Source organism: Pseudomonas sp. Marseille-Q5117 (assembly GCF_946901175.1).
Lineage (GTDB): Bacteria > Pseudomonadota > Gammaproteobacteria > Pseudomonadales > Pseudomonadaceae > Aquipseudomonas > Aquipseudomonas iranensis.
On sequence record NZ_CAMPPP010000013.1, the window covers coordinates 1 to 18,208 of the forward strand.

Sequence of the window (18,208 nt, forward strand, 5' to 3'; positions counted from 1 at the left end):
GGCCGGTGCGATCGGTGACCCGGGGGGCCAGCAGCGCGGCCGCCGAGCCGATGCCGACGTCCTGCAGGGTGTTGCGTACGCTGTCCTGTTGGAAGCGCGCGGTGATTTTCGCGGCGTCCAGTTGCATCGGTTTCATTGAGCCAACCAGCAGCATTTCATGGAACTCGCTGGTCCACAGCGAGGCATGCGGGAAGACATCGAGGAAGCTGCGCACCAGTGAGCGCGAGTCGTCGATATTCTGCGTCGGCAGCGGCAGCCACTGGGCAACGATGCCCTGGTCCTGCAAGCGACTGGCGGCCAGCTGGTAGAAGTCCCGCGAATACAAATTGACTACGCCTGCAGCGGAGGGCGGTGGTGGTTCCAGGGTGATCACGTCGTAGGTCTGTGCACTGCGCAGCAGTTCCTGGCGACCGTCGCGCAGGCGTACGTCGACGCCGGGATCGCTGGCGGCATTGAAGTTGCCCTTGAACAACGGCGCTGCTTTCACCACCGATGGCAGCAACTCGGCAACCACGCGATGTTCCAGACCCGGATAGCGCAGCATGGCGCCTGCGGTGATGCCGGTGCCGAAGCCGATCACCAGGGTCGAGCGCGGATCACCGTTGTGGATCAGCAGCGGCAGCAGCGCCTGAATGCGCATGTAGCGCAGCGACGGCATGGCATCGCCAGTGTTCGACACGCCCTGGATGTACAAACGGTGGAAGGTGTTTTCGCCACGTCCCTGAGTGACCACCGCGACCGTGCCGCCGCGTCCTTCCTCGTAGAAGGCCAGCGTGCCGTTGCGTGCGCCGGGCAACAGGCTGGCCAGTTTGTCGGCTGGGGTCAGTACCGCCACCGCTACGCAAACCAGACCCAGTGCGACCACGGCCTGGCGCCGACCTTTCGCCACGCCATGGCCCTTGCGCACCGCCATATAACCGATTGTCGCTGCGACGAGCGCCAGTAGACCGAGGGTGCGGACAAGTCCCAGCAAGGGAATCAATACGAAGCCGCAAAGCATCACACCGATGATCCCGCCCAGGGTGTTGAACGCGACAACGGCGCCGACATCGCGGCCCACACGTTCGCTGCCGACACTCAGGCGCAACGCCAGAGGAAACGCCGCGCCGAGCTGCAGGGTCGGCACAAACACGATGCTCAGCGCCGCCACGGCAAAGCGCGCGCTCATACCGGCCAGCTCGCTGACGCCCAGACTCAGCAGCCAGGTTTCCGCATGGCTCTGCGCGAGCACCAGCCAGCGGCCGAGCACGGCGATCTCCAGCAGCGCAAGCAGGCCTGCACCGGCAATCAACAAACCGAATACGCCCCATGGGTCGCGAATGCGCTCGACGCGACGGGCGAGCATGGCGCTGCCGATAAACAGCCCGGTCAGGTAGGTCGCCAGCACCACGGCGAACGCGTAGGTGCGCGTGCTCATGAACTGCACGATCGATTGCGACCAGACCACCTCGTAACCCAACGCCACACCCCCGGCGATCGCGTAAAGCCACAGCGCAGTGCGGTCGGCTGCTTTGGCGTTGCCGTGTTTGACCGGTGTGGCCAGCGCTACTGGCTGCTGGCGCTGCAACCACAGCGCACCGGCCGCGGCGAGCAGGTTGAGCATCGCGGCGAACAGCGCACTGCCGCGCACGCCGAGGCTGGCGATCAGTACGAACGCGGCGAGCAAAGTGCCAATGATCGCGCCCAGCGTATTCGCCGCATACAACTGACCGCCGGCCTTGCCCGGCTCAGCCGCCAGTGCGCGCACCAGCACCGGCAGTGTCCCGCCCATCAACACCGCCGGAATGCCCACCAGCGCAAACGGCAGCAACCACGCAAGCACGCCGACATGACCTTGCAACCAGGCAAACGCACCGGCCGCCAGACTCATCGCCACTGTCGCGCCAACCCCGAGTATCGCCACCAGTACTTCCAGCCCGGCGTAGAGCAGAACCGGCTGTTGCAAGCGATCGGCCCAGCGCCCGAACAGCCAGCCGCCGAGCGCGAGCCCGGCGAAAAACGCGCTGATGCCGGTGGTGATTGCGTAGACCTCGACGCCGACCACCAGCGACAGCTGTTTGATCCACAACACCTGATAGACCAACGCTGCCGCGCCGGAGATGCATAGCAACAGGGCAGGGATCATTGAGGTGGTGGACGCGACTTGCGGAACGGGTATGGCCGACGGCTTGCTGGCGATACGTGAGGACATGCGGTGAGCCTTGTTATGGATTGGCTGATGTTGATCGTTCCCACGCTCTGCGTGGGAATGCCTCACTGGACGCTCCGCGTCCGCTTCGGCATTGGACGCAGAGCGTGGGAACGATCGCAGAAAACCTTGTGGGAGCGAGCCTGCTTGCGAACGAAACCGACCCGGTCGCTTGTTGAAAACAGGGCCGCCCGCCGATGAAGGCGAGCGGCGGTACAGCGCTATTACTGGGCTTTCTTCATTTTTTCTTCGATACGGCGGTCCACATCCTCGCGGATCTGGTCGATGCTGAAGCTCGCCGGACGCTGGCTAGGTGGATAGTCGACGAAGGTCTGCAGGAACTTCGCCGCGCGGCGGGTACCGTCGAAAATCAGATAATCGTTTTTCGTCAGCCAGTCATAGTACTGGTCAGACACGACATCGGCGCGTTCGTACGGGTCCATGCGCAGGTTGAACATTTTCGGCACACGCAGGCAGGTGAACGGTTCGCTCCACACCTGCAGTCCGCCGGGCGCGCGCTGCTCACAGAACACCAGTTTCCAATCATTGAAACGCATGCTGACCAACGCACCGTCATCGTTGAAGTAGTAGAACTCCTTGCGCGCGCTCTTGTCGGTTTTACCCGTCAGGTAGTCCAGCTGGTTATAGCCGTCCAGGTGCACTTTGAAGTTCTTGCCGCCGATGTCGGCGCCCTTGAGCAAGCGGTCCTTGATGTCGGTGTCGCCCACGGCGGCCAACAGTGTCGGGAACCAGTCCAGACCGGAGAACATCTGCGTGGAGACTTCGCCTGCCTTGACTTTGCCCGGCCAGCGAATCATCGCCGGTACCCGGTATGCGCCTTCCCAGTTCGAGTTTTTCTCGTTGCGGAACGGCGTCGTTGCAGCGTCAGGCCACGACCATTGGTTCGGGCCGTTGTCGGTGGTGTAGACAACGATGGTGTTCTCGGTCAGCTTCAAGTCATCCAGTGTCTTGAGCAGCTTGCCGACGTCGCCGTCATGCTCGAGCATGCCATCGGCATATTCGTTGCCGACCATGCCGCTTTGGCCTTGCATGGATTCGCGCACGTGAGTGAAGGCATGCATGCGTGTGGTGTTCATCCAGACAAAGAACGGTTTGTCCGCCTTGGCCTGTTTCTCGATGAACGCTTGCGCTGCCGCAGTGGTTTCGTCGTCGATGGTCTCCATGCGTTTCTTGGTCAGCGCGCCGGTGTCTTCAATCTTGCCGTCGGCAAAACTGTGGATCACGCCACGAGGCGAGGCGGCCTTGACGAACTCGGCATCATCCTTGGGCCAGTACGGACGCTCCGGTTCCTCTTCGGCGTTGAGGTGATACAGGTTGCCGAAAAACTCGTCGAAACCATGGTTGGTCGGCAGATATTCGTCTTTGTCGCCCAAGTGGTTCTTGCCGAATTGACCCGTGGCATAGCCCTGGGCTTTCAGCGCTTGGGCAATGGTCACATCGCGTGGCTGCAAGCCCACCGGAACCCCCGGCATGCCGACTTTCGACAAGCCGGTCCGCAATGGCGTCTGCCCGGTGATGAACGACGAGCGTCCGGCCGTGCAACTATTTTCGGCATAGTAATCGGTGAAGATCATGCCTTCTTTGGCGATACGGTCGATATTCGGCGTCTTGTATCCGACCACGCCCATGGAATAGGCACTGATGTTGGTCTGGCCGATGTCGTCGCCGAAGATCACGAGAATGTTGGGTTTTTCAGCCGCTGTGGCGGTTGCCGACAGCGCCATCACCGAGGTTGCCACCAGGGCGAGTTTCGGTAGCCACTTGCGTATGCGAGTCATCTGACTTGCTCCTTTTGCACGGGGGTCGTTTTTTGCGAAAAACGTTTACTGCTCTCCTGCATCACGCTTTCTTATTGCACTTGCTCGGTTGCCGGCGGATCGAACGGATAGATCCGGCGCCATTCCGACGCCATGTCCACCACCGTCCAGCCACGGGAATTCGCTTCATCGAGGGCCTTGTCGAGTCGGCCGATATTCGATTGCCGGTCATAAGCCCACTCGCGCTTGGCATCGGTGTGGTGCACCAGCCCCATCAGGCGCTTGCCCGGCCCGGCGGCGGTCCACTGCAGCATTTGCAGGTCGCCGTCGGAGTTGCCAAAGGCGAGGATCGGCCGCCGACCGATGACCGCATCGATGCTGACCGGTTTGCCCGGACCGTCATCGTTGTGAGCAACTTTCGGCGTGCGCACGATCGACGCTTTGCCGTCCTTGAACTGGTAAGAGGTGACGAACGTGGTACCGATCACCTGTTCCGGCGGGATGCCGTAGACCTTCTCGGCGAAGGCGCGCATGAAGCCGGTATCGCCGCCGGAAACGATGTAGGTCTTGAAGTTCTGGCTGCGCAGGTAGTCGAGCATTTCCAGCATCGGCTGGAAGATCATTTCCGTGTAGGGCTTGCCGGTTTTCGGTGGCGGGCCTGGCTGAACCAGGTTTTCGCGTAGTCATCGAAGGCTTCGGTGGTCATGCCGCTGTGGGTGGCGCCGACGATCTCAGCAAACCCTCCATGCCCGACGCGGCGAGGGCTTTGTGATCATTTTCCAGCACCGCTTTGAACGGCTGTGTGGTTTTCCATTCCGGGTGTTGTGCGGCGGTGCGCTTGACCTCGTCGAAGGCAAACAGCAATTCGAAGTACGCCGGTTGTTCGCTCCACAAGGTGCCGTCATTGTCGAACACGGCGATGCGATCGGCCGGTTTGACGAAGTCCTTGCTGCTCTGGTCGGTCACGGCCTGGACGAACTCGATGATGCTCTTTTTGGCCGGGCCCTCGTTCCATGACGGCAGCGGTTCATTCGCCTGTGCCAGCAGGGGCAGAACCAGTGTCAACAGCAGGGCGAAACCGAAACGTTGGCGACGCAGCAACGGGTTGATCATGTGAAGTCCTTCTCATGCACAGGGTTGAGCGGGCGCAGGGCCGGTGCGGGTTTCGCCTGTTGCCGGGCGACCTGACTTTGAAGCGTAGACAACGATTGGCGAAGCTGAACAAGTGTTTGATCGGCGGCAGACTGACGGCCGTAAAGCCCGCGTAACAATCCCTGCAAGCGCGGACCGGCGCCCGTGAGTTTCAAGCCCAGACGACTACGCCGCAGCCACAGGTACAGCGCGGTCAGTTGCGCCGGCCTGGCTTGCAGTTGCGGGGCGATCTGTTGCCAGGCGAAAGCGGGCGAATGCTGCCAGGCCAATTGCTTCGCCCGTTTATGTGCGAGCCAGCGTTGATGGGCGCGAACGGCGACGGGCCGCAGCAAGTACACAGCGACGGCGAGGCCGACCGCCAGCGCCAGCCAGAGGAGCCAGCGGCTGGAGAAGTGCAAGTGCTTCTGTTGCAGTTGCCTGAGGTCTTCGGCGAGCGAAAACACCGGTTTATAGGCGTTGTTGGCTGCGGCCTCGAAGCTCACGGCCGGCACCTCAGCGCTACGGATCTGCTTCGCAGCGGAATCCCACCATTTCACGCGGATGGCTGGCAGCGTGTAAGTACCGGCGCTGTCGATGCGATAGCTGGCGCTGTCGACACGTTGGCCGCCGAGGATATTGCCGCGACCGTCATCCAGCGCTTTGACTTGTGGCGTCTTCGCGTACCGGCTCAAGCCGGCGACATCACTGAAGGTCGGAATCGGCAGGGCCATCGCCAGCGCGCCATCGGCTTGCAGGGTGAGCTCACGTGTGATGCTGTCGCCGACTTTCAGCGGCGTGGCCGAATTGGTAACGATCTGTTTCAAGCGCAACCCACTGGCGACCATAGGCGTCTCCCCGGGCGCGAAACCGGGCGGCTGGGCGGCGCTGAAACTCAGCGGCTGGCTTTGTGCGCTGATTTCTTCAGTGGCCTGGCCCAGTCTGGCGCGTAAGGTCAGCGCCGGGATATCGAAACTGCGCGCGACGTTGGGCGTGATCAGATAGCTATAGCGCAAGCCATTGAACGATTGGCCATCGATGGTCTGGTTCAGATGCTGCGCCTGGCCGTTCGGCGGCATCACCAGCGCACCGTCGAGTTGCAGATCGGGCAGAGTGGCGGCGCTGGTGAACCAGGTGTCGGTGAGCACGTCGAGTTGCAGTTCGACCAGACCGCCGACCATCGCGCCTTCACTAGGGTTGAGGTGAGCCTGGACTTTCAGTTGCGCTGGGGCGGCAATAACATTCAGAGACAGCAGGCTGGTCAGCAGCAGTGCGCTGAGTTTTGCGGTGAGGGTCCGGGCCTCTTCGCGAGCAGGCTCGCGCCCACTTGGAGTCCACGGTTTTCCAGTGGGAGCGAGCTTGCTCGCGAAGGCCGCAACACGGTTCATGGCCGGTCACCCTGCTGATCCTGCAAGCTGAACTTCTGCCTTAGAAACTTCGCCGGCGAGGTGGTCAGGTTCTCCAGCCACAGCGCGTCGGACGCCGCCTGCTGGGTCTCGACCTTTTTGCTCTGACCTTTACCGGGTGCCTTGTCGAATTTGACTTCATCGGGTTTGGTTTGCGGAGCGTTTTTCTCGGCGCTTTCGGTGTCCTTGAGCAGTGCCTGAGCCAAGGCCAGATTGGCGCTCGCTTGGGGAAATTGCGGCTGCAGTTTCAACGCCTGGCTGTAGGCGGCAATCGCCTGATCGAACTTGAAGCGGCGCACATAAATGTTGCCCAGGTAGAAGTACGCCTGCGGCGTGTCCAGGCGGGCGAAGGTCGCCATTGCCAAGTCGTAATCGGCAGCGTGATAGGCCGCGACGCCTTTCCAGTACGGGTCGACGAACAGCGCCGCGGCTTCGGGCAAACGATCATGCTCAAACGCCCAGCGGCCCTGTTGGTCGCGGGTGAAAAACGCATCGGTGAGGGCGTTGGCCTGCGCCGGCGCCGCAGGCCAGCCCAACCCTACGGCCAAAAACAGCGCCGGCATCCAGTTGACGCTCCAGCCTTTGCGTACGCTGAACAGCGCCAGTAACAGCAACGGCCAGCAGAGCCAGTAACCGGCGTCCTTCCAGTGCAATTCGCGCTGTTCGGCGCTGGCGCTCTGGAAGTGTTGGCGGGCGTGCAACTCGATCCACTCCAGGTCATCGTTATTGAGGGTCAGGCTGCCGAGCGGCGCGTCGACGGCCGAGGCCAATTGCTTGAGGGCCGCTTGATCGAAGCTGCCGAGCACCGGTCGCCCGCTACTGTCGATTTTCGGTTGGCCGCTGGCGTTAGTGATGACGCCCGCGTCTTCGCTGCCCACCGCCAGAACCAGAACCTCCAAGGCACTGCCGTCGAGGTGTTTTTGCAGATCATCGAGTTGCGTGGTATCGGCCCCATCAGTCATCAGCAGCAGACTGCCCGGGGTGTTCTCGGCGCTGAGCAAGCGTTTCGCTTGATCGATCACGGCGGCGACGTTCTTGCCCGGTTTGTCGATCAAGCCCGTGCCCAGGGCCTGGATGAAACTATCGAGCAGCGCCGGATCGTCGGTCGGTGGCAACACCAGATGCGCGCTGCCGGCATAGGCGATCAGTGCGGTCCGCGCAGCGGCGCGACGTTGCAGCAGATCATGCAGCTTGTGCTTGACCGCCTCCAGCCGCGTCGGCTGCACGTCGTTGGCGTCCATCGACGGCGAAAGGTCGACGGCAACGATCAGTGGTGCGCGGTTCTCGAGAAAGTCCGGGCGATCCTGTTCCCACGTCGGCCCGGCCGCGGCGAGTGCACCGAGGATCAGCAGCGCACAGAGCAGGTGCACCGGGCGCCAGCGCTGGTGATCCTGCGGGGTGATCAACAAGTGCGGCAGCAAGTGTTCGGCGATATTGCCGCGCAGGCGTTTTTGCAGGTCGCGGCTGCGACGCCAGATCAGTGGCAGCATTGCGCCGAACAGCGCAAGCAACAGCCACAGCGGGCGCAGAAAGTGGAAATCGCTGAGGTTGATTTCCATCTCAGGCTTCCTGCCGTTGCCGCGCATCCATCAGACGCGGGTTCAACAACGCGCCGAGCTGATACAGCGCCAACAACAGCAATGCTGCACCCAGCGGCCAGTAGAACAGTTCTCGCTGCGGTTGATGGCTAAGGGTTTTCACCTGATGCGGGGTGAGCTGGTCAAGGGTGGTGTAGACCTGATCCAGTGCCGCGCGATCTTCGGCGCGGAAGAAGCGGCCGCCGGTGGTATTGGCGATCTGTTCGAGGCCTTGCAGATTGACCTTCGCTTCGCCGGAAGCGTCGGGGTCGCCGATGCCGATGGTATGAATGACCACGCCTTTGTTGGCCGCCATTTCGGCGGCGTGATCCGGCGTAATGGCGCTGCTGGTGTCGTTGCCATCGGTCAGCAGAATCAGGACTTTTTCCTGCTCATGGGCCTTGTCGAGCAACTTCAGGCTGAGCCCGATCGCGTCACCGATCGCCGTGTTGGGGCCGGCCATGCCGATCCCGGTATCGGCCAGCAACAACGACAGGCTGGCGTGATCGAGGGTCAGTGGAGCCTGTGGATAGGCACCGCTGCCAAATACAATCAGGCCGATGCGGTCGTCCTTGCGTTTGTCGATGAAGCCTTGGACCACGCCTTTGACCGCCGCCAGGCGATTGATTTTTTCGCCTTGGGCGTTAGTGAAATCCTCGGTTTCCATCGACTGCGAGAGGTCGATGGCGAGCATCAGGTCGCGCACCGGTTGCTGGCGTTCGATCGGCTTTTCGACGTACACCGGGCGCGACACGGCCAGCAGGATCAGCGCCCACACCAGCACATTGAGCAGCAGTTGCCAGCGATTGCGCCGACTGCCCGCGGTGCCTGGCGCTTCGCCGACCGCGCGGCTCATCGCGCCGAAAAACGGTACGCGCACGGCACTGCGGGCTTCGTTGTAGGCAGGCAAAAAGCGGTAAGCCAACCAGGGCAGCGGCAGCAGGAGCAACAGCCAGGGGTAATCAAGCTGCCACATGGTGATGCTCCACCCAGTATTGGCAGCTGTCGAAGAGCATTTGCCGTTGCGCTGCGGGGAGGGCGCGCAATATGGGGTCCGGCGCGTAGGCGAGTTGGGCCAGTTGCGTGCTGAAGTCGGCGGGCATTCTGTTTTTGCAATGCCGTTGCAGAAATTCCTGCCAGTCATCTTTGCCAAGCGCCGCCGGCCCTTGTGGGAGCGAACCTGCTGGCGAAAGCGCTGTGTCAGTGGATCGAGGTATTGCATGCGCTGACGTCTTCGCGAGCAGGCTCGCTCCCACGGGGAATGCATTCCAGCGCCGCGATCGAGTGGGCATGGACAGGGCTACGCGTTTGAGCAGCTCTGGCAATTCGCGCAGGGCATTGAGATCGTCACTGCGGCCGCGCAACTGTGCCAGTCGGGCAAGGGCTTCACGGCGATAGCGGTCGCGGCACCATTGCCAGTATCTGCGCAGGCCGAGCAACAGCGCGGCGAATATCAGCACCGCCAGCAACAGCCACCAGCCCCAGGTTTGCGGCGCATAGCTGACGGGCGCAGGCAGGGCCAGCTCCTTGAGCTGATCGATGCCGGGAATGTTCGGGTTCATCGCGCGCCCCCGGCGCTTTTGCCCAGTTCGGCGCGCAGTTGCCCATGGGCGTCCTCGGCGGTGCTGATCATCATCAGCGGCACCTGACTGCGGCGCAGCAGGGTGGCGACGTCCTTGAGCCGCCCGCTGAAAAAATCCCCCAGCGGCTGATGCACGTTACGTTTCTCGATCGCCAGTTCGACCTGCAACTCGCCCTGGGTGACGAGCAGCCGACCGTTGTTCGGCAGTTTCAGCGCCAGCGGATCATAGACCTGCAAGGCAATCACATCGTTGTGCGCCGACAGCTGCCGCATCAATTGCAAGGTGCGTTCACCGGCGCCAGCAAAGTCGCTGACAATGCAGATCAAGTGGTCGTGCCCGGCCACACCGAGGCAGCGCTGCAAGGCTTTGTCCAATTGGTCTTCATCTTCGGCGTCGGGATTACCGGCGTTCAGCGCGCGGTTTTGCTGCACTACGCGGCTAAGCAGTGCTTCGACACGCTTGCGGCTGCGCAAAGGCGCGATGCTGTCGATGCGCTGATCGTTGAAGACCAGACCGCCGACCCGATCCCCGGCGTGAAAAACCATCCACGCCGCCAGCGCGGCGAGTTCGGCGGCGACTGCCGATTTGAAGCTGCGCTGCGAGCCGAAGAACATCGACATGCGCTGGTCGACCACGATCAGGGCCGGGCGGTCGCGTTCTTCGGTGAAAGTGCGCACCACCGGTTTGCCGGTACGCAACGAGGCGCGCCAGTCGAGGTGGCGCAGGTCATCGCCCGGTTGATAGCGGCGCAACTCGTCGAAATTCAGCCCGCGACCGCGCAGCCGCGAAGCGTGGTTGCCGGCGAGGATGCTGCCCTGCGGCTGCCGGGCAAGAAAACTCAGGTCACGGGCCTTGAACTCCAGCGCCATCAATTGCGCGAGAGAGACGTAGACCAGACCTTCGTCGTTCATGCGGGAATCGCCACTTTGTCGAGAATCCGGTCGAGCACCTGATCGGCGCTGACGCCATCGGCTACCGCGTCGTAACTCAGCTGCAAACGATGGCGCAACACCGGATGGACCACGGCGCGGACGTTGTCCGGCGAAACGAAATCCTGCCCCTGCAGCCACGCATCGGCGCGGGCGCAGCGGTCCAGGCCAATGCCGCCACGGGGACTGGCACCAATGGCGATCCAGCGTGCGAGGTCTTCGTCGTAGTCGGCGGGGTGGCGGGTGGCGTTGATCAGGTCGATCAGGTAAGTGTCGATGGCCGGTGAAACGTGCACGGCGCTGACTTCCTTGCGCGCAGCAAAAATCACCTCTTGCGGCAAAGTGAAATTCTTCACCGGCGTGGTGCTCGCACCTTGGGCAAACTCTTCGTTGCGCAGCAGGCGCAGCACCTGGCTTTCGTTTTCGGCGCTGGGGTAATCGAGCAGCACCTTCATCAGAAAACGGTCCATCTGCGCTTCCGGCAGTGGGTAGGTGCCTTCCTGCTCGATCGGGTTCTGCGTCGCAACGACGATGAACAGCTCCGGTAGCGCATGGCTGTTGCCGGCGACGGTGATCTGGCGTTCCTCCATGGCTTCGAGCAGCGCCGCCTGGACCTTGGCCGGGGCGCGGTTGATTTCGTCGGCGAGGATCAGATTGCCGAACAGCGGGCCGGGCTGGAATCGGATCTCGTTTTTGCCGTCGACCTGGTGCAGCACCTCGGCGCCAGTGATGTCCGAGGGCAACAGGTCGGGGGTGAACTGGATGCGGCTCATCTTGGCATCAAGGTGTTTGGCCAGTGCCTTGACCGTGCGTGTCTTGGCCAGCCCGGGCAGACTCTCCAGGAGCAAATGACCATTGGCCAACAGCCCGAGCAGAATCTGCCGGATGACTTGATCCTGGCCGAGCACCGCTTCGGCGATGCTGGCTTGCAGGGCGTTGAGGTCGGTGAGCGCTGTCATGGGCAGTCCTTTGTGTCCGGGTCTAGAAAAACGCCAGGGTCAGATTGACGCTGAAGCCGTTGCCTTCGGGGCGGTTTTTGGTGTCGAACTCCGGCACCCAGCGCGCGCTGATATTGGCCTGGGCATCGGCGAACTTTCCGGCCCAGCCAACCACCGGGCCGGCGCCGACCGAACGGCCGCGATAGCCATTGAAGACATCGGCGGTCTGGCCTTTGTCGTCGGTCAGTTGCTGCACGTAGCCGGCGGCAAGTCCGGCGTTCCAGCCATTGCCCAAGCCGTGAGTCCAGAAGGCGTCGAGGGTGAAGATGTTGCCGTTGCGATAATCGGTAGCGTCGTTCTCGGTGTAGAACTCCAGCCCGCTGGACAAGGTGAACTCGCCGCCCTTGCCGTCGAGGTGGGTAAAGGCCACGGTTGGCATGAATGTGTAGTTATTCTGTCCGGGGTTGGCCAGGCGGTCCTTGTTATAGGCGCCGGTCGGCACGTAGATCGGTAGCGACAGCGAGAGATGATTGAGTTCGTCGAAGTGATAACCAGCGGCAATCGGGGTGATCAGCGCATCGGCAAACTGCGTGCCGGAATCGCTGTCACCCAAAGTGCGCCCGCGCGGGCCGGTGATGCTCGCCTTGATGTCGGTGTATTGCACCGGCAGGCCCATTGCCGAGGCGAAATTCCAGCGGCCCTTGCCGGTGTTCCAGACATGGGTGAAGTTGGCCATGGTGTAGGAGACTTTCACGTCGATCCCGCCACTGATCGCGCCGGAAATCGGTGCGCCGTCGCTGCCCTTGAGCGAGCCGTCGTACCAGATGCTGGTCAACGACATTACCCAGCCCGGCTCCGGCGGCACGATGCCAGCATTGGCGAACACTTGCTGGCCCGTGATCGGCCGGCCGACGCCACCTTCCGCAGCGAACAGCGATGGACTGACGCCCAGGCACAGCAAGAGGAGGAGGCGCCCGCTGCGTGGCTTGTGCATGGCGAACGCCGCGCCATCCGGCCCCGGCAGAAATCCTCTATTCCCGGCTCGACTGCAGATCATTCCCGATTCCATGGTGTTTTTCCGGACAACTGAGCAATGTCGCGCCGCTACTGCGTTATCCCTTTGCTTATCAAGCCTGTAGGACACGTCCTTCTGAAACTAGCAGCTAATCGGGGGTTAGCCAGTCGAAGCAATTAATTCGTTGGTGCGGGCGGCGGGGTGTGCACATCACACCTCTGATGGTCGGAGCCGGGCTGAATCGAAGGTGGCTGGGGCGGCACTGCAAACTTCTGTGGGAGCGAGCCTGCTCGCGAAAGCGGTAGTCCATTTGACACACGTTTCTGATATCGATACCTGATTTCGCGAGCAGGCTCGCTCCTACAGGACTTGTATACAATCTCGCAGCCGAGCGCCCAACAATTTCCAACGGGGCATAGGTCGTCAGCCGATTTCGTGGTTAACTTCCGCCTCTTGCATGCTTTCCAATCAAAAAACAGAAGGACTCAAGTCATGGCTCAAGTCACCCTCAAAGGCAATCCGGTTCAAGTCAACGGCCAGTTGCCACAAGCCGGTTCCAAGGCGCCAGCCTTTTCCCTGGTAGCCGGCAATCTGTCCGATGTCACCCTGAAAGACTTCGCTGGCAAGCGCAAAGTCCTGAACATTTTCCCAAGCGTCGACACCCCGACCTGCGCCACTTCCGTGCGCAAGTTCAACGCCCAGGCCAACGACATCAGCAACACCGTGGTGCTGTGCATCTCCGCTGACCTGCCGTTCGCCCAGGCGCGCTTCTGCGGCGCCGAAGGTCTGGAAAACGTACAGAACCTGTCGACCCTGCGCGGCAGCGAGTTCATCGAAAACTACGGCGTGGCCATCGCTGACGGCCCGCTGAAAGGCCTGACCGCTCGCGCCGTTGTGGTGCTGGACGAAAACGACACCGTCCTGCACAGCGAACTGGTCAAGGAAATCGCCGAAGAGCCTAACTACGAAGCGGCACTGTCCGTTCTCAAGTAAGGCTTTTACAATTGTTAACGGCCTGGCCCTGTCCAGGCCGTTTTCATTTGTGTATCAGGGTTTTGCCTCACACCTTGAAACGTAAGTGGAAGGTAAATTGCCGGTAAAGCTGCTTTGCTTAAATCCACTCAGTGCTTATCGTTCAGCCTCCCGTAATAGAAGCCCACGCGCCCAATGGTCAATAACTCCATGCAATCGTCCCCCCGCAAATCCCGTCGCTGGCTGATCAGCCTGCTGGTCCTGTTGGTCATCGCCGTCCTGTGCTGGAAATTCTGGCCCGCTGGCTCTGCTGACAAGGCGGGCGGCGACAAAGCGGCCGCCGGGCATACCGGGCGCTCGGGAATGATGCGGCCGGGCTTCGGCGGCGGTACCGGGCCGATTCCGGTGCGTGTGGCGCCGGCGGTGAAGGGCGACTTCCCGCTGTATTACAAGGCACTGGGCACGGTCACCGCGCTCAATACCATCAACGTGCGCAGCCGGGTGGGCGGCGAACTGGTGAAGATTCATTTCGAAGAAGGCCAGATGGTCAAGGCGGGCGACCTGTTGGCCGAGATCGATCCGCGTCCTTACCAGAATGCTTTGCTCCAGGCCGAAGGCACGTTGCTGCAGAATCAGGCGCAACTGAAAAACGCCCAAGTCGACGTCGAGCGTTATCGTGGGCTGTATAAAGAAGACAGCATCGCCAAACAGACCCTCGACACCGCCGAAGCGCTGGTCGGCCAATACTTGGGCACGGTCAAGACCAATCAGGCCGCGGTCAACGATGCCAAGCTCAATCTCGAATTCACCAAGATCCGCGCGCCGATTGCCGGTCGCGTCGGTCTGCGTCAGGTCGACGTCGGCAACCTCGTCGCCGCCAACGACACCACGTTCCTCGCGGTGATCACCCAGACGCAACCGATCAGCGTGGCCTTCACCCTGCCGGAGAACAGCCTCGACACCGTCCTGGCCCGTTACCGCAGCGGCGCCAAGTTGCCTGCCGAAGCGTGGGATCGCGGCGACACCAAGCTGCAAGCCACTGGCGTGCTGCAAAGCCTCGACAACCAGATCGACGTGGCCACCGGCACCCTCAAGTTCAAGGCCCGTTACGATAACCGCGACCAGTCACTGTTCCCCAACCAGTTCGTCAACGTCCACCTGCTGGCCGACACGCTCAAAGGTGTAGTGCTGGCACCGTCGGCAGCGATCCAGTTCGGTACCAACGGCACCTTCGTCTATGCGCTGGACGGCGACAAGAAAGTCACCATTCGCCAACTGAAAATCGGTGCCAGCGACGGTGACAACACCGTGGTCACCGAAGGCCTCGTCGCGGGTGATCGCGTTGTGCTTGAAGGCACCGATCGCTTGAAAGAGGGCAGCGAAGTCGAAGTGGTCAATGACAGCAGCGAAGTGCCGACCTCGCCGACCGAGCACCTGCAAGGCAAATCCGCCGCCAATCCCGATGCGACCACCGCTGACAAGGCCAAGAAGGGCGCATGAACATTTCGCGGCTGTTCATCCTCCGTCCGGTAGCCACCACCCTTAGCATGCTGGCCATTGTCCTGGCCGGCCTGATCGCTTATCGCCTGCTGCCGGTTTCGGCCCTGCCGCAGGTCGATTACCCGACCATCCGCGTCATGACCCTGTACCCCGGCGCCAGTCCGGACGTAATGACCAGCGCCGTCACCGCGCCGCTTGAACGCCAGTTCGGGCAGATGCCGGGCCTGACGCAAATGGCTTCGACCAGCTCCGGCGGCGCTTCGGTGCTGACCCTGCGTTTCAGCCTCGACATCAACATGGACGTCGCCGAGCAGCAGGTGCAGGCCGCGATCAACGCCGCGACCAACCTGCTGCCTACCGACCTGCCGGCGCCGCCGGTGTACAACAAGGTCAACCCGGCGGACACCCCGGTGCTGACCCTGGCCATCACTTCGAAAACCATGCTGCTGCCCAAGCTCAATGACTTGGTCGATACGCGCATGGCGCAGAAGATCGCCCAGATCAGCGGCGTCGGCATGGTCAGCATCGCTGGTGGCCAGCGTCAGGCGGTACGAATCAAGGTCAACCCCGAAGCGCTCGCGGCCAACAGCCTTAACCTGTCGGACGTGCGCACGCTGATCGGCGCCTCCAACGTCAACCAGCCGAAAGGCAACTTCGATGGCCCGACCCGGGTGTCGATGCTCGATGCCAACGACCAACTGACCTCGCCCGAGGACTACGCCAATCTGATCCTGACCTACAAGAACGGCGCGCCGTTGCGGCTCAAGGACGTCGCGGAAATCGTCGATGGCGCCGAGAACGAGCGTCTGGCCGCGTGGGCCAACCAGAATCAGGCGGTGTTGCTGAATATCCAGCGTCAGCCAGGCGCCAACGTTATCGAAGTGGTCGACCGCATCAAGGCCTTGCTGCCGAGTATCACCGACAACCTGCCGGCCGGCCTCGATGTCACTGTGCTGACGGATCGCACCCAGACCATCCGCGCCTCGGTCACCGACGTGCAACACGAACTGCTGATCGCTATCGCGTTGGTGGTCATGGTCACGTTCCTGTTTCTGCGCCGCGCCAGTGCAACGATCATTCCCTCGGTGGCCGTGCCGCTGTCGTTGATCGGCACCTTTGGCGTGATGTACCTCGCCGGTTTCTCGGTGAACAACCTGACGTTGATGGCGCTGACCATCGCCACTGGCTTCGTGGTCGACGACGCCATCGTCATGCTCGAGAACATTTCGCGCTTCATCGAAGAGGGTGACAGCCCGATGCAGGCCGCGCTCAAGGGCGCGAAACAGATCGGCTTCACCCTGATTTCCCTGACCCTGTCGCTGATCGCCGTCCTGATTCCGCTGCTGTTCATGGCCGACGTGGTGGGGCGCCTGTTCCGTGAATTCGCCATCACCCTGGCCGTGGCAATCCTGATTTCCCTGGTCGTCTCGCTGACCCTGACGCCGATGATGTGCGCGCGTCTGCTCAAGCGTGAACCGCAGGAACACGAGCAAGGCCGTTTCTATCGCGCCAGCGGTGCGTTCATCGATTGGATGATCAACGAATACGGGCGGATGCTGCGCTGGGTGCTCAAGCATCAGCCGCTGACCTTGCTGGTCGCCATCGGCACACTGGCGTTGACCGTGTTCCTGTACGTGATCGTGCCGAAGGGTTTCTTTCCGGTGCAGGACACCGGCGTGATTCAGGGTATTTCCGAAGCGCCGCAGTCGATCTCCTTCGCGGCGATGGGAGATCGGCAGCAGCAACTGGCGAAGATCATCCTTGAAGATCCGGCGGTGCAGAGCCTGTCGTCCTACATTGGCGTCGACGGCGACAACGCCACGCTCAACAGCGGCCGCTTGCTGATCAACCTCAAGCCCCACGGCGAGCGCGATCTGACGGCCAGCGAAGTGATCGCGCGCCTGCAACCGCAACTGGGCAAACTGGTCGGCATTCGGCTGTTCATGCAGCCGGTGCAGGACCTGACCATCGAGGATCGGGTCAGCCGCACCCAGTATCAGTTCAGCATGTCTTCGCCGGACTCCGAATTGCTCAGCCAGTGGAGCGGACGTCTGGTCGAAGCCCTGGCGCAGCGTCCAGAGTTGACCGACGTGGCCAGTGATCTGCAGGACAAAGGCTTGCAGGTCTATCTGGTGATCGACCGCGACGCCGCATCGCGCCTCGGCGTGTCGGTGGCGAATATCACCGATGCGCTGTACGACGCGTTCGGCCAGCGGCAGATTTCGACCATTTACACCCAGGCCAGCCAGTACCGCGTGGTGCTGCAAGCCCAGGCCGGGGAGAAGATCGGCCCGCAGGCCCTGGATCAGATTCACGTCAAGACTACCGACGGCGCGCAGGTGCGTCTGTCGAGTCTGGCGCATGTCGAAGAGCGTCAGGCGCAATTGGCGATCACTCACATCGGCCAGTTTCCGGCAGTGATGATGTCGTTCAACCTCGCGCCGGGCGTGGCGTTGGGGCATGCCGTGGACATCATCGAGCAAGTGCAGCAGGACATCGGCATGCCGGTCGGCGTGCAGACTCAGTTCCAGGGCGCGGCGCAAGCGTTCCAGGCTTCGCTGTCGAGTACCCTGCTGCTGATTCTGGCGGCGGTGGTGACCATGTACATCGTGCTGGGCGTGCTCTACGAGAGCTACATCCACCCGATCACCATTCTCTCGACCTTGCCGTCGGCAGCGGTCGGCGCCTTGCTGGCGTTGCTGCTCAGTGGCAACGACCTGGGCATGATCGCGATCATCGGCATCATCCTGCTGATCGGTATCGTCAAGAAGAACGCGATCATGATGATCGACTTCGCCCTCGACGCCGAACGCACCCAGGGCATGGCCCCGGCCGAGGCGATCTATCAAGCGGCGCTGCTGCGCTTCCGGCCGATTCTGATGACCACACTGGCAGCGTTGTTCGGCGCAGTGCCGCTGATGCTTGCCACGGGGTCTGGCGCGGAACTGCGTCAGCCGTTGGGTCTGGTGATGGTCGGCGGTTTGTTGGTGAGCCAGGTGTTGACGCTGTTCACCACGCCGGTGATTTACCTGTACTTCGACCGCCTCGGAAGGCGCTTTGGCAAAGCCAAAGCCGAAGGTGAAGAGGTCGCGGTATGACGGTCGGAATATATCTCCCCTGTGGGAGCGAGCCTGCTCGCGAAAGCGGTAGGTCAGTCACTGCCAAAGTTGAAGGTAAGGGCGCATTCGCGAGCA

Annotated in this window: 12 protein-coding genes and 1 pseudogene; 3 read left to right on the forward strand and 10 right to left on the reverse strand. The window is 62.0% G+C overall.

Features of this window, described 5'->3' with window-relative positions:
- The 10 genes and pseudogenes from OC605_RS19330 to OC605_RS19375 all read right to left on the reverse strand — a co-directional run.
- The coding region (locus tag OC605_RS19330; protein ID WP_262138855.1) for a fused MFS/spermidine synthase at positions 1-2,191 on the reverse strand (2,191 nt) is incomplete at its 3' end.
- A gap of 221 nt (positions 2,192-2,412) precedes the next feature.
- Complete coding sequence (locus OC605_RS19335) at positions 2,413-3,987, reverse strand: arylsulfatase (protein WP_016774612.1); 1,575 nt, start codon at positions 3,985-3,987, stop codon at positions 2,413-2,415.
- Positions 3,988-4,058: 71 nt separating this feature from the next.
- Positions 4,059-5,079: pseudogene (locus OC605_RS19340) on the reverse strand (HAD family hydrolase).
- Positions 5,076-6,482 (reverse strand): BatD family protein, encoded by a 1,407-nt coding sequence (locus OC605_RS19345; protein WP_262138857.1) that lies wholly within the window; start codon positions 6,480-6,482, stop codon positions 5,076-5,078. The pseudogene OC605_RS19340 and the gene OC605_RS19345 overlap by 4 nt, the downstream one beginning before the upstream one ends.
- Positions 6,479-8,059: a VWA domain-containing protein gene (locus tag OC605_RS19350; protein WP_262138859.1), complete on the reverse strand. Its 1,581-nt coding sequence runs from the start codon at positions 8,057-8,059 to the stop codon at positions 6,479-6,481. Before OC605_RS19350 ends, OC605_RS19345 begins: the two co-directional genes overlap by 4 nt.
- A 1-nt stretch (position 8,060) precedes the next feature.
- Positions 8,061-9,053: a vWA domain-containing protein gene (locus OC605_RS19355; protein WP_262138861.1), complete on the reverse strand. Its 993-nt coding sequence runs from the start codon at positions 9,051-9,053 to the stop codon at positions 8,061-8,063.
- Positions 9,040-9,639 (reverse strand): DUF4381 domain-containing protein, encoded by a 600-nt coding sequence (locus tag OC605_RS19360; RefSeq protein WP_262138863.1) that lies wholly within the window; start codon positions 9,637-9,639, stop codon positions 9,040-9,042. The genes OC605_RS19355 and OC605_RS19360 overlap by 14 nt, the downstream gene beginning before the upstream one ends.
- Positions 9,636-10,571: a DUF58 domain-containing protein gene (locus OC605_RS19365; RefSeq protein WP_262138864.1), complete on the reverse strand. Its 936-nt coding sequence runs from the start codon at positions 10,569-10,571 to the stop codon at positions 9,636-9,638. The genes OC605_RS19360 and OC605_RS19365 overlap by 4 nt, the downstream gene beginning before the upstream one ends.
- Positions 10,568-11,548: an AAA family ATPase gene (locus OC605_RS19370; protein WP_262138866.1), complete on the reverse strand. Its 981-nt coding sequence runs from the start codon at positions 11,546-11,548 to the stop codon at positions 10,568-10,570. The genes OC605_RS19365 and OC605_RS19370 overlap by 4 nt, the downstream gene beginning before the upstream one ends.
- 22 nt (positions 11,549-11,570) lie before the next feature.
- Entirely contained in the window at positions 11,571-12,521 is a 951-nt protein-coding gene (locus OC605_RS19375) for a transporter (protein WP_262139059.1), read from the reverse strand.
- A gap of 513 nt (positions 12,522-13,034) precedes the next feature.
- Here OC605_RS19375 and tpx point away from each other — a divergent pair.
- The 3 genes from tpx (at position 13,035) to OC605_RS19390 (ending at position 18,112) form a co-directional block, all read left to right on the forward strand.
- Positions 13,035-13,535: a thiol peroxidase gene (gene tpx, locus OC605_RS19380; RefSeq protein WP_016774621.1), complete on the forward strand. Its 501-nt coding sequence runs from the start codon at positions 13,035-13,037 to the stop codon at positions 13,533-13,535.
- A gap of 174 nt (positions 13,536-13,709) precedes the next feature.
- The gene (locus OC605_RS19385) at positions 13,710-15,014 is read left to right on the forward strand and encodes an MdtA/MuxA family multidrug efflux RND transporter periplasmic adaptor subunit (RefSeq protein WP_262138868.1); all 1,305 of its coding nucleotides are present in this window, start codon (positions 13,710-13,712) and stop codon (positions 15,012-15,014) included.
- The gene (locus OC605_RS19390) at positions 15,011-18,112 is read left to right on the forward strand and encodes an MdtB/MuxB family multidrug efflux RND transporter permease subunit (protein WP_262138870.1); all 3,102 of its coding nucleotides are present in this window, start codon (positions 15,011-15,013) and stop codon (positions 18,110-18,112) included. The genes OC605_RS19385 and OC605_RS19390 overlap by 4 nt, the downstream gene beginning before the upstream one ends.
- Positions 18,113-18,208: the final 96 nt, after the last annotated feature.

Bases quoted from the DNA above. Each gene is read 5' to 3' on its own strand.
- OC605_RS19355 (WP_262138861.1), bottom strand. From the start codon at position 9,053: ATGTGGCAGCTTGATTACCCCTGGCTGTTGCTCCTGCTGCCGCTGCCC.
- tpx (WP_016774621.1), top strand. From the start codon at position 13,035: ATGGCTCAAGTCACCCTCAAAGGCAATCCGGTTCAAGTCAACGGCCAG.
- OC605_RS19335 (WP_016774612.1), bottom strand. From the start codon at position 3,987: ATGACTCGCATACGCAAGTGGCTACCGAAACTCGCCCTGGTGGCAACC.
- OC605_RS19370 (WP_262138866.1), bottom strand. From the start codon at position 11,548: ATGACAGCGCTCACCGACCTCAACGCCCTGCAAGCCAGCATCGCCGAA.
- OC605_RS19385 (WP_262138868.1), top strand. From the start codon at position 13,710: ATGGTCAATAACTCCATGCAATCGTCCCCCCGCAAATCCCGTCGCTGG.
- OC605_RS19365 (WP_262138864.1), bottom strand. From the start codon at position 10,571: ATGAACGACGAAGGTCTGGTCTACGTCTCTCTCGCGCAATTGATGGCG.
- OC605_RS19350 (WP_262138859.1), bottom strand. From the start codon at position 8,059: ATGGAAATCAACCTCAGCGATTTCCACTTTCTGCGCCCGCTGTGGCTG.
- OC605_RS19375 (WP_262139059.1), bottom strand. From the start codon at position 12,521: ATGCACAAGCCACGCAGCGGGCGCCTCCTCCTCTTGCTGTGCCTGGGC.
- OC605_RS19390 (WP_262138870.1), top strand. From the start codon at position 15,011: ATGAACATTTCGCGGCTGTTCATCCTCCGTCCGGTAGCCACCACCCTT.
- OC605_RS19345 (WP_262138857.1), bottom strand. From the start codon at position 6,482: ATGAACCGTGTTGCGGCCTTCGCGAGCAAGCTCGCTCCCACTGGAAAA.
- OC605_RS19360 (WP_262138863.1), bottom strand. From the start codon at position 9,639: ATGAACCCGAACATTCCCGGCATCGATCAGCTCAAGGAGCTGGCCCTG.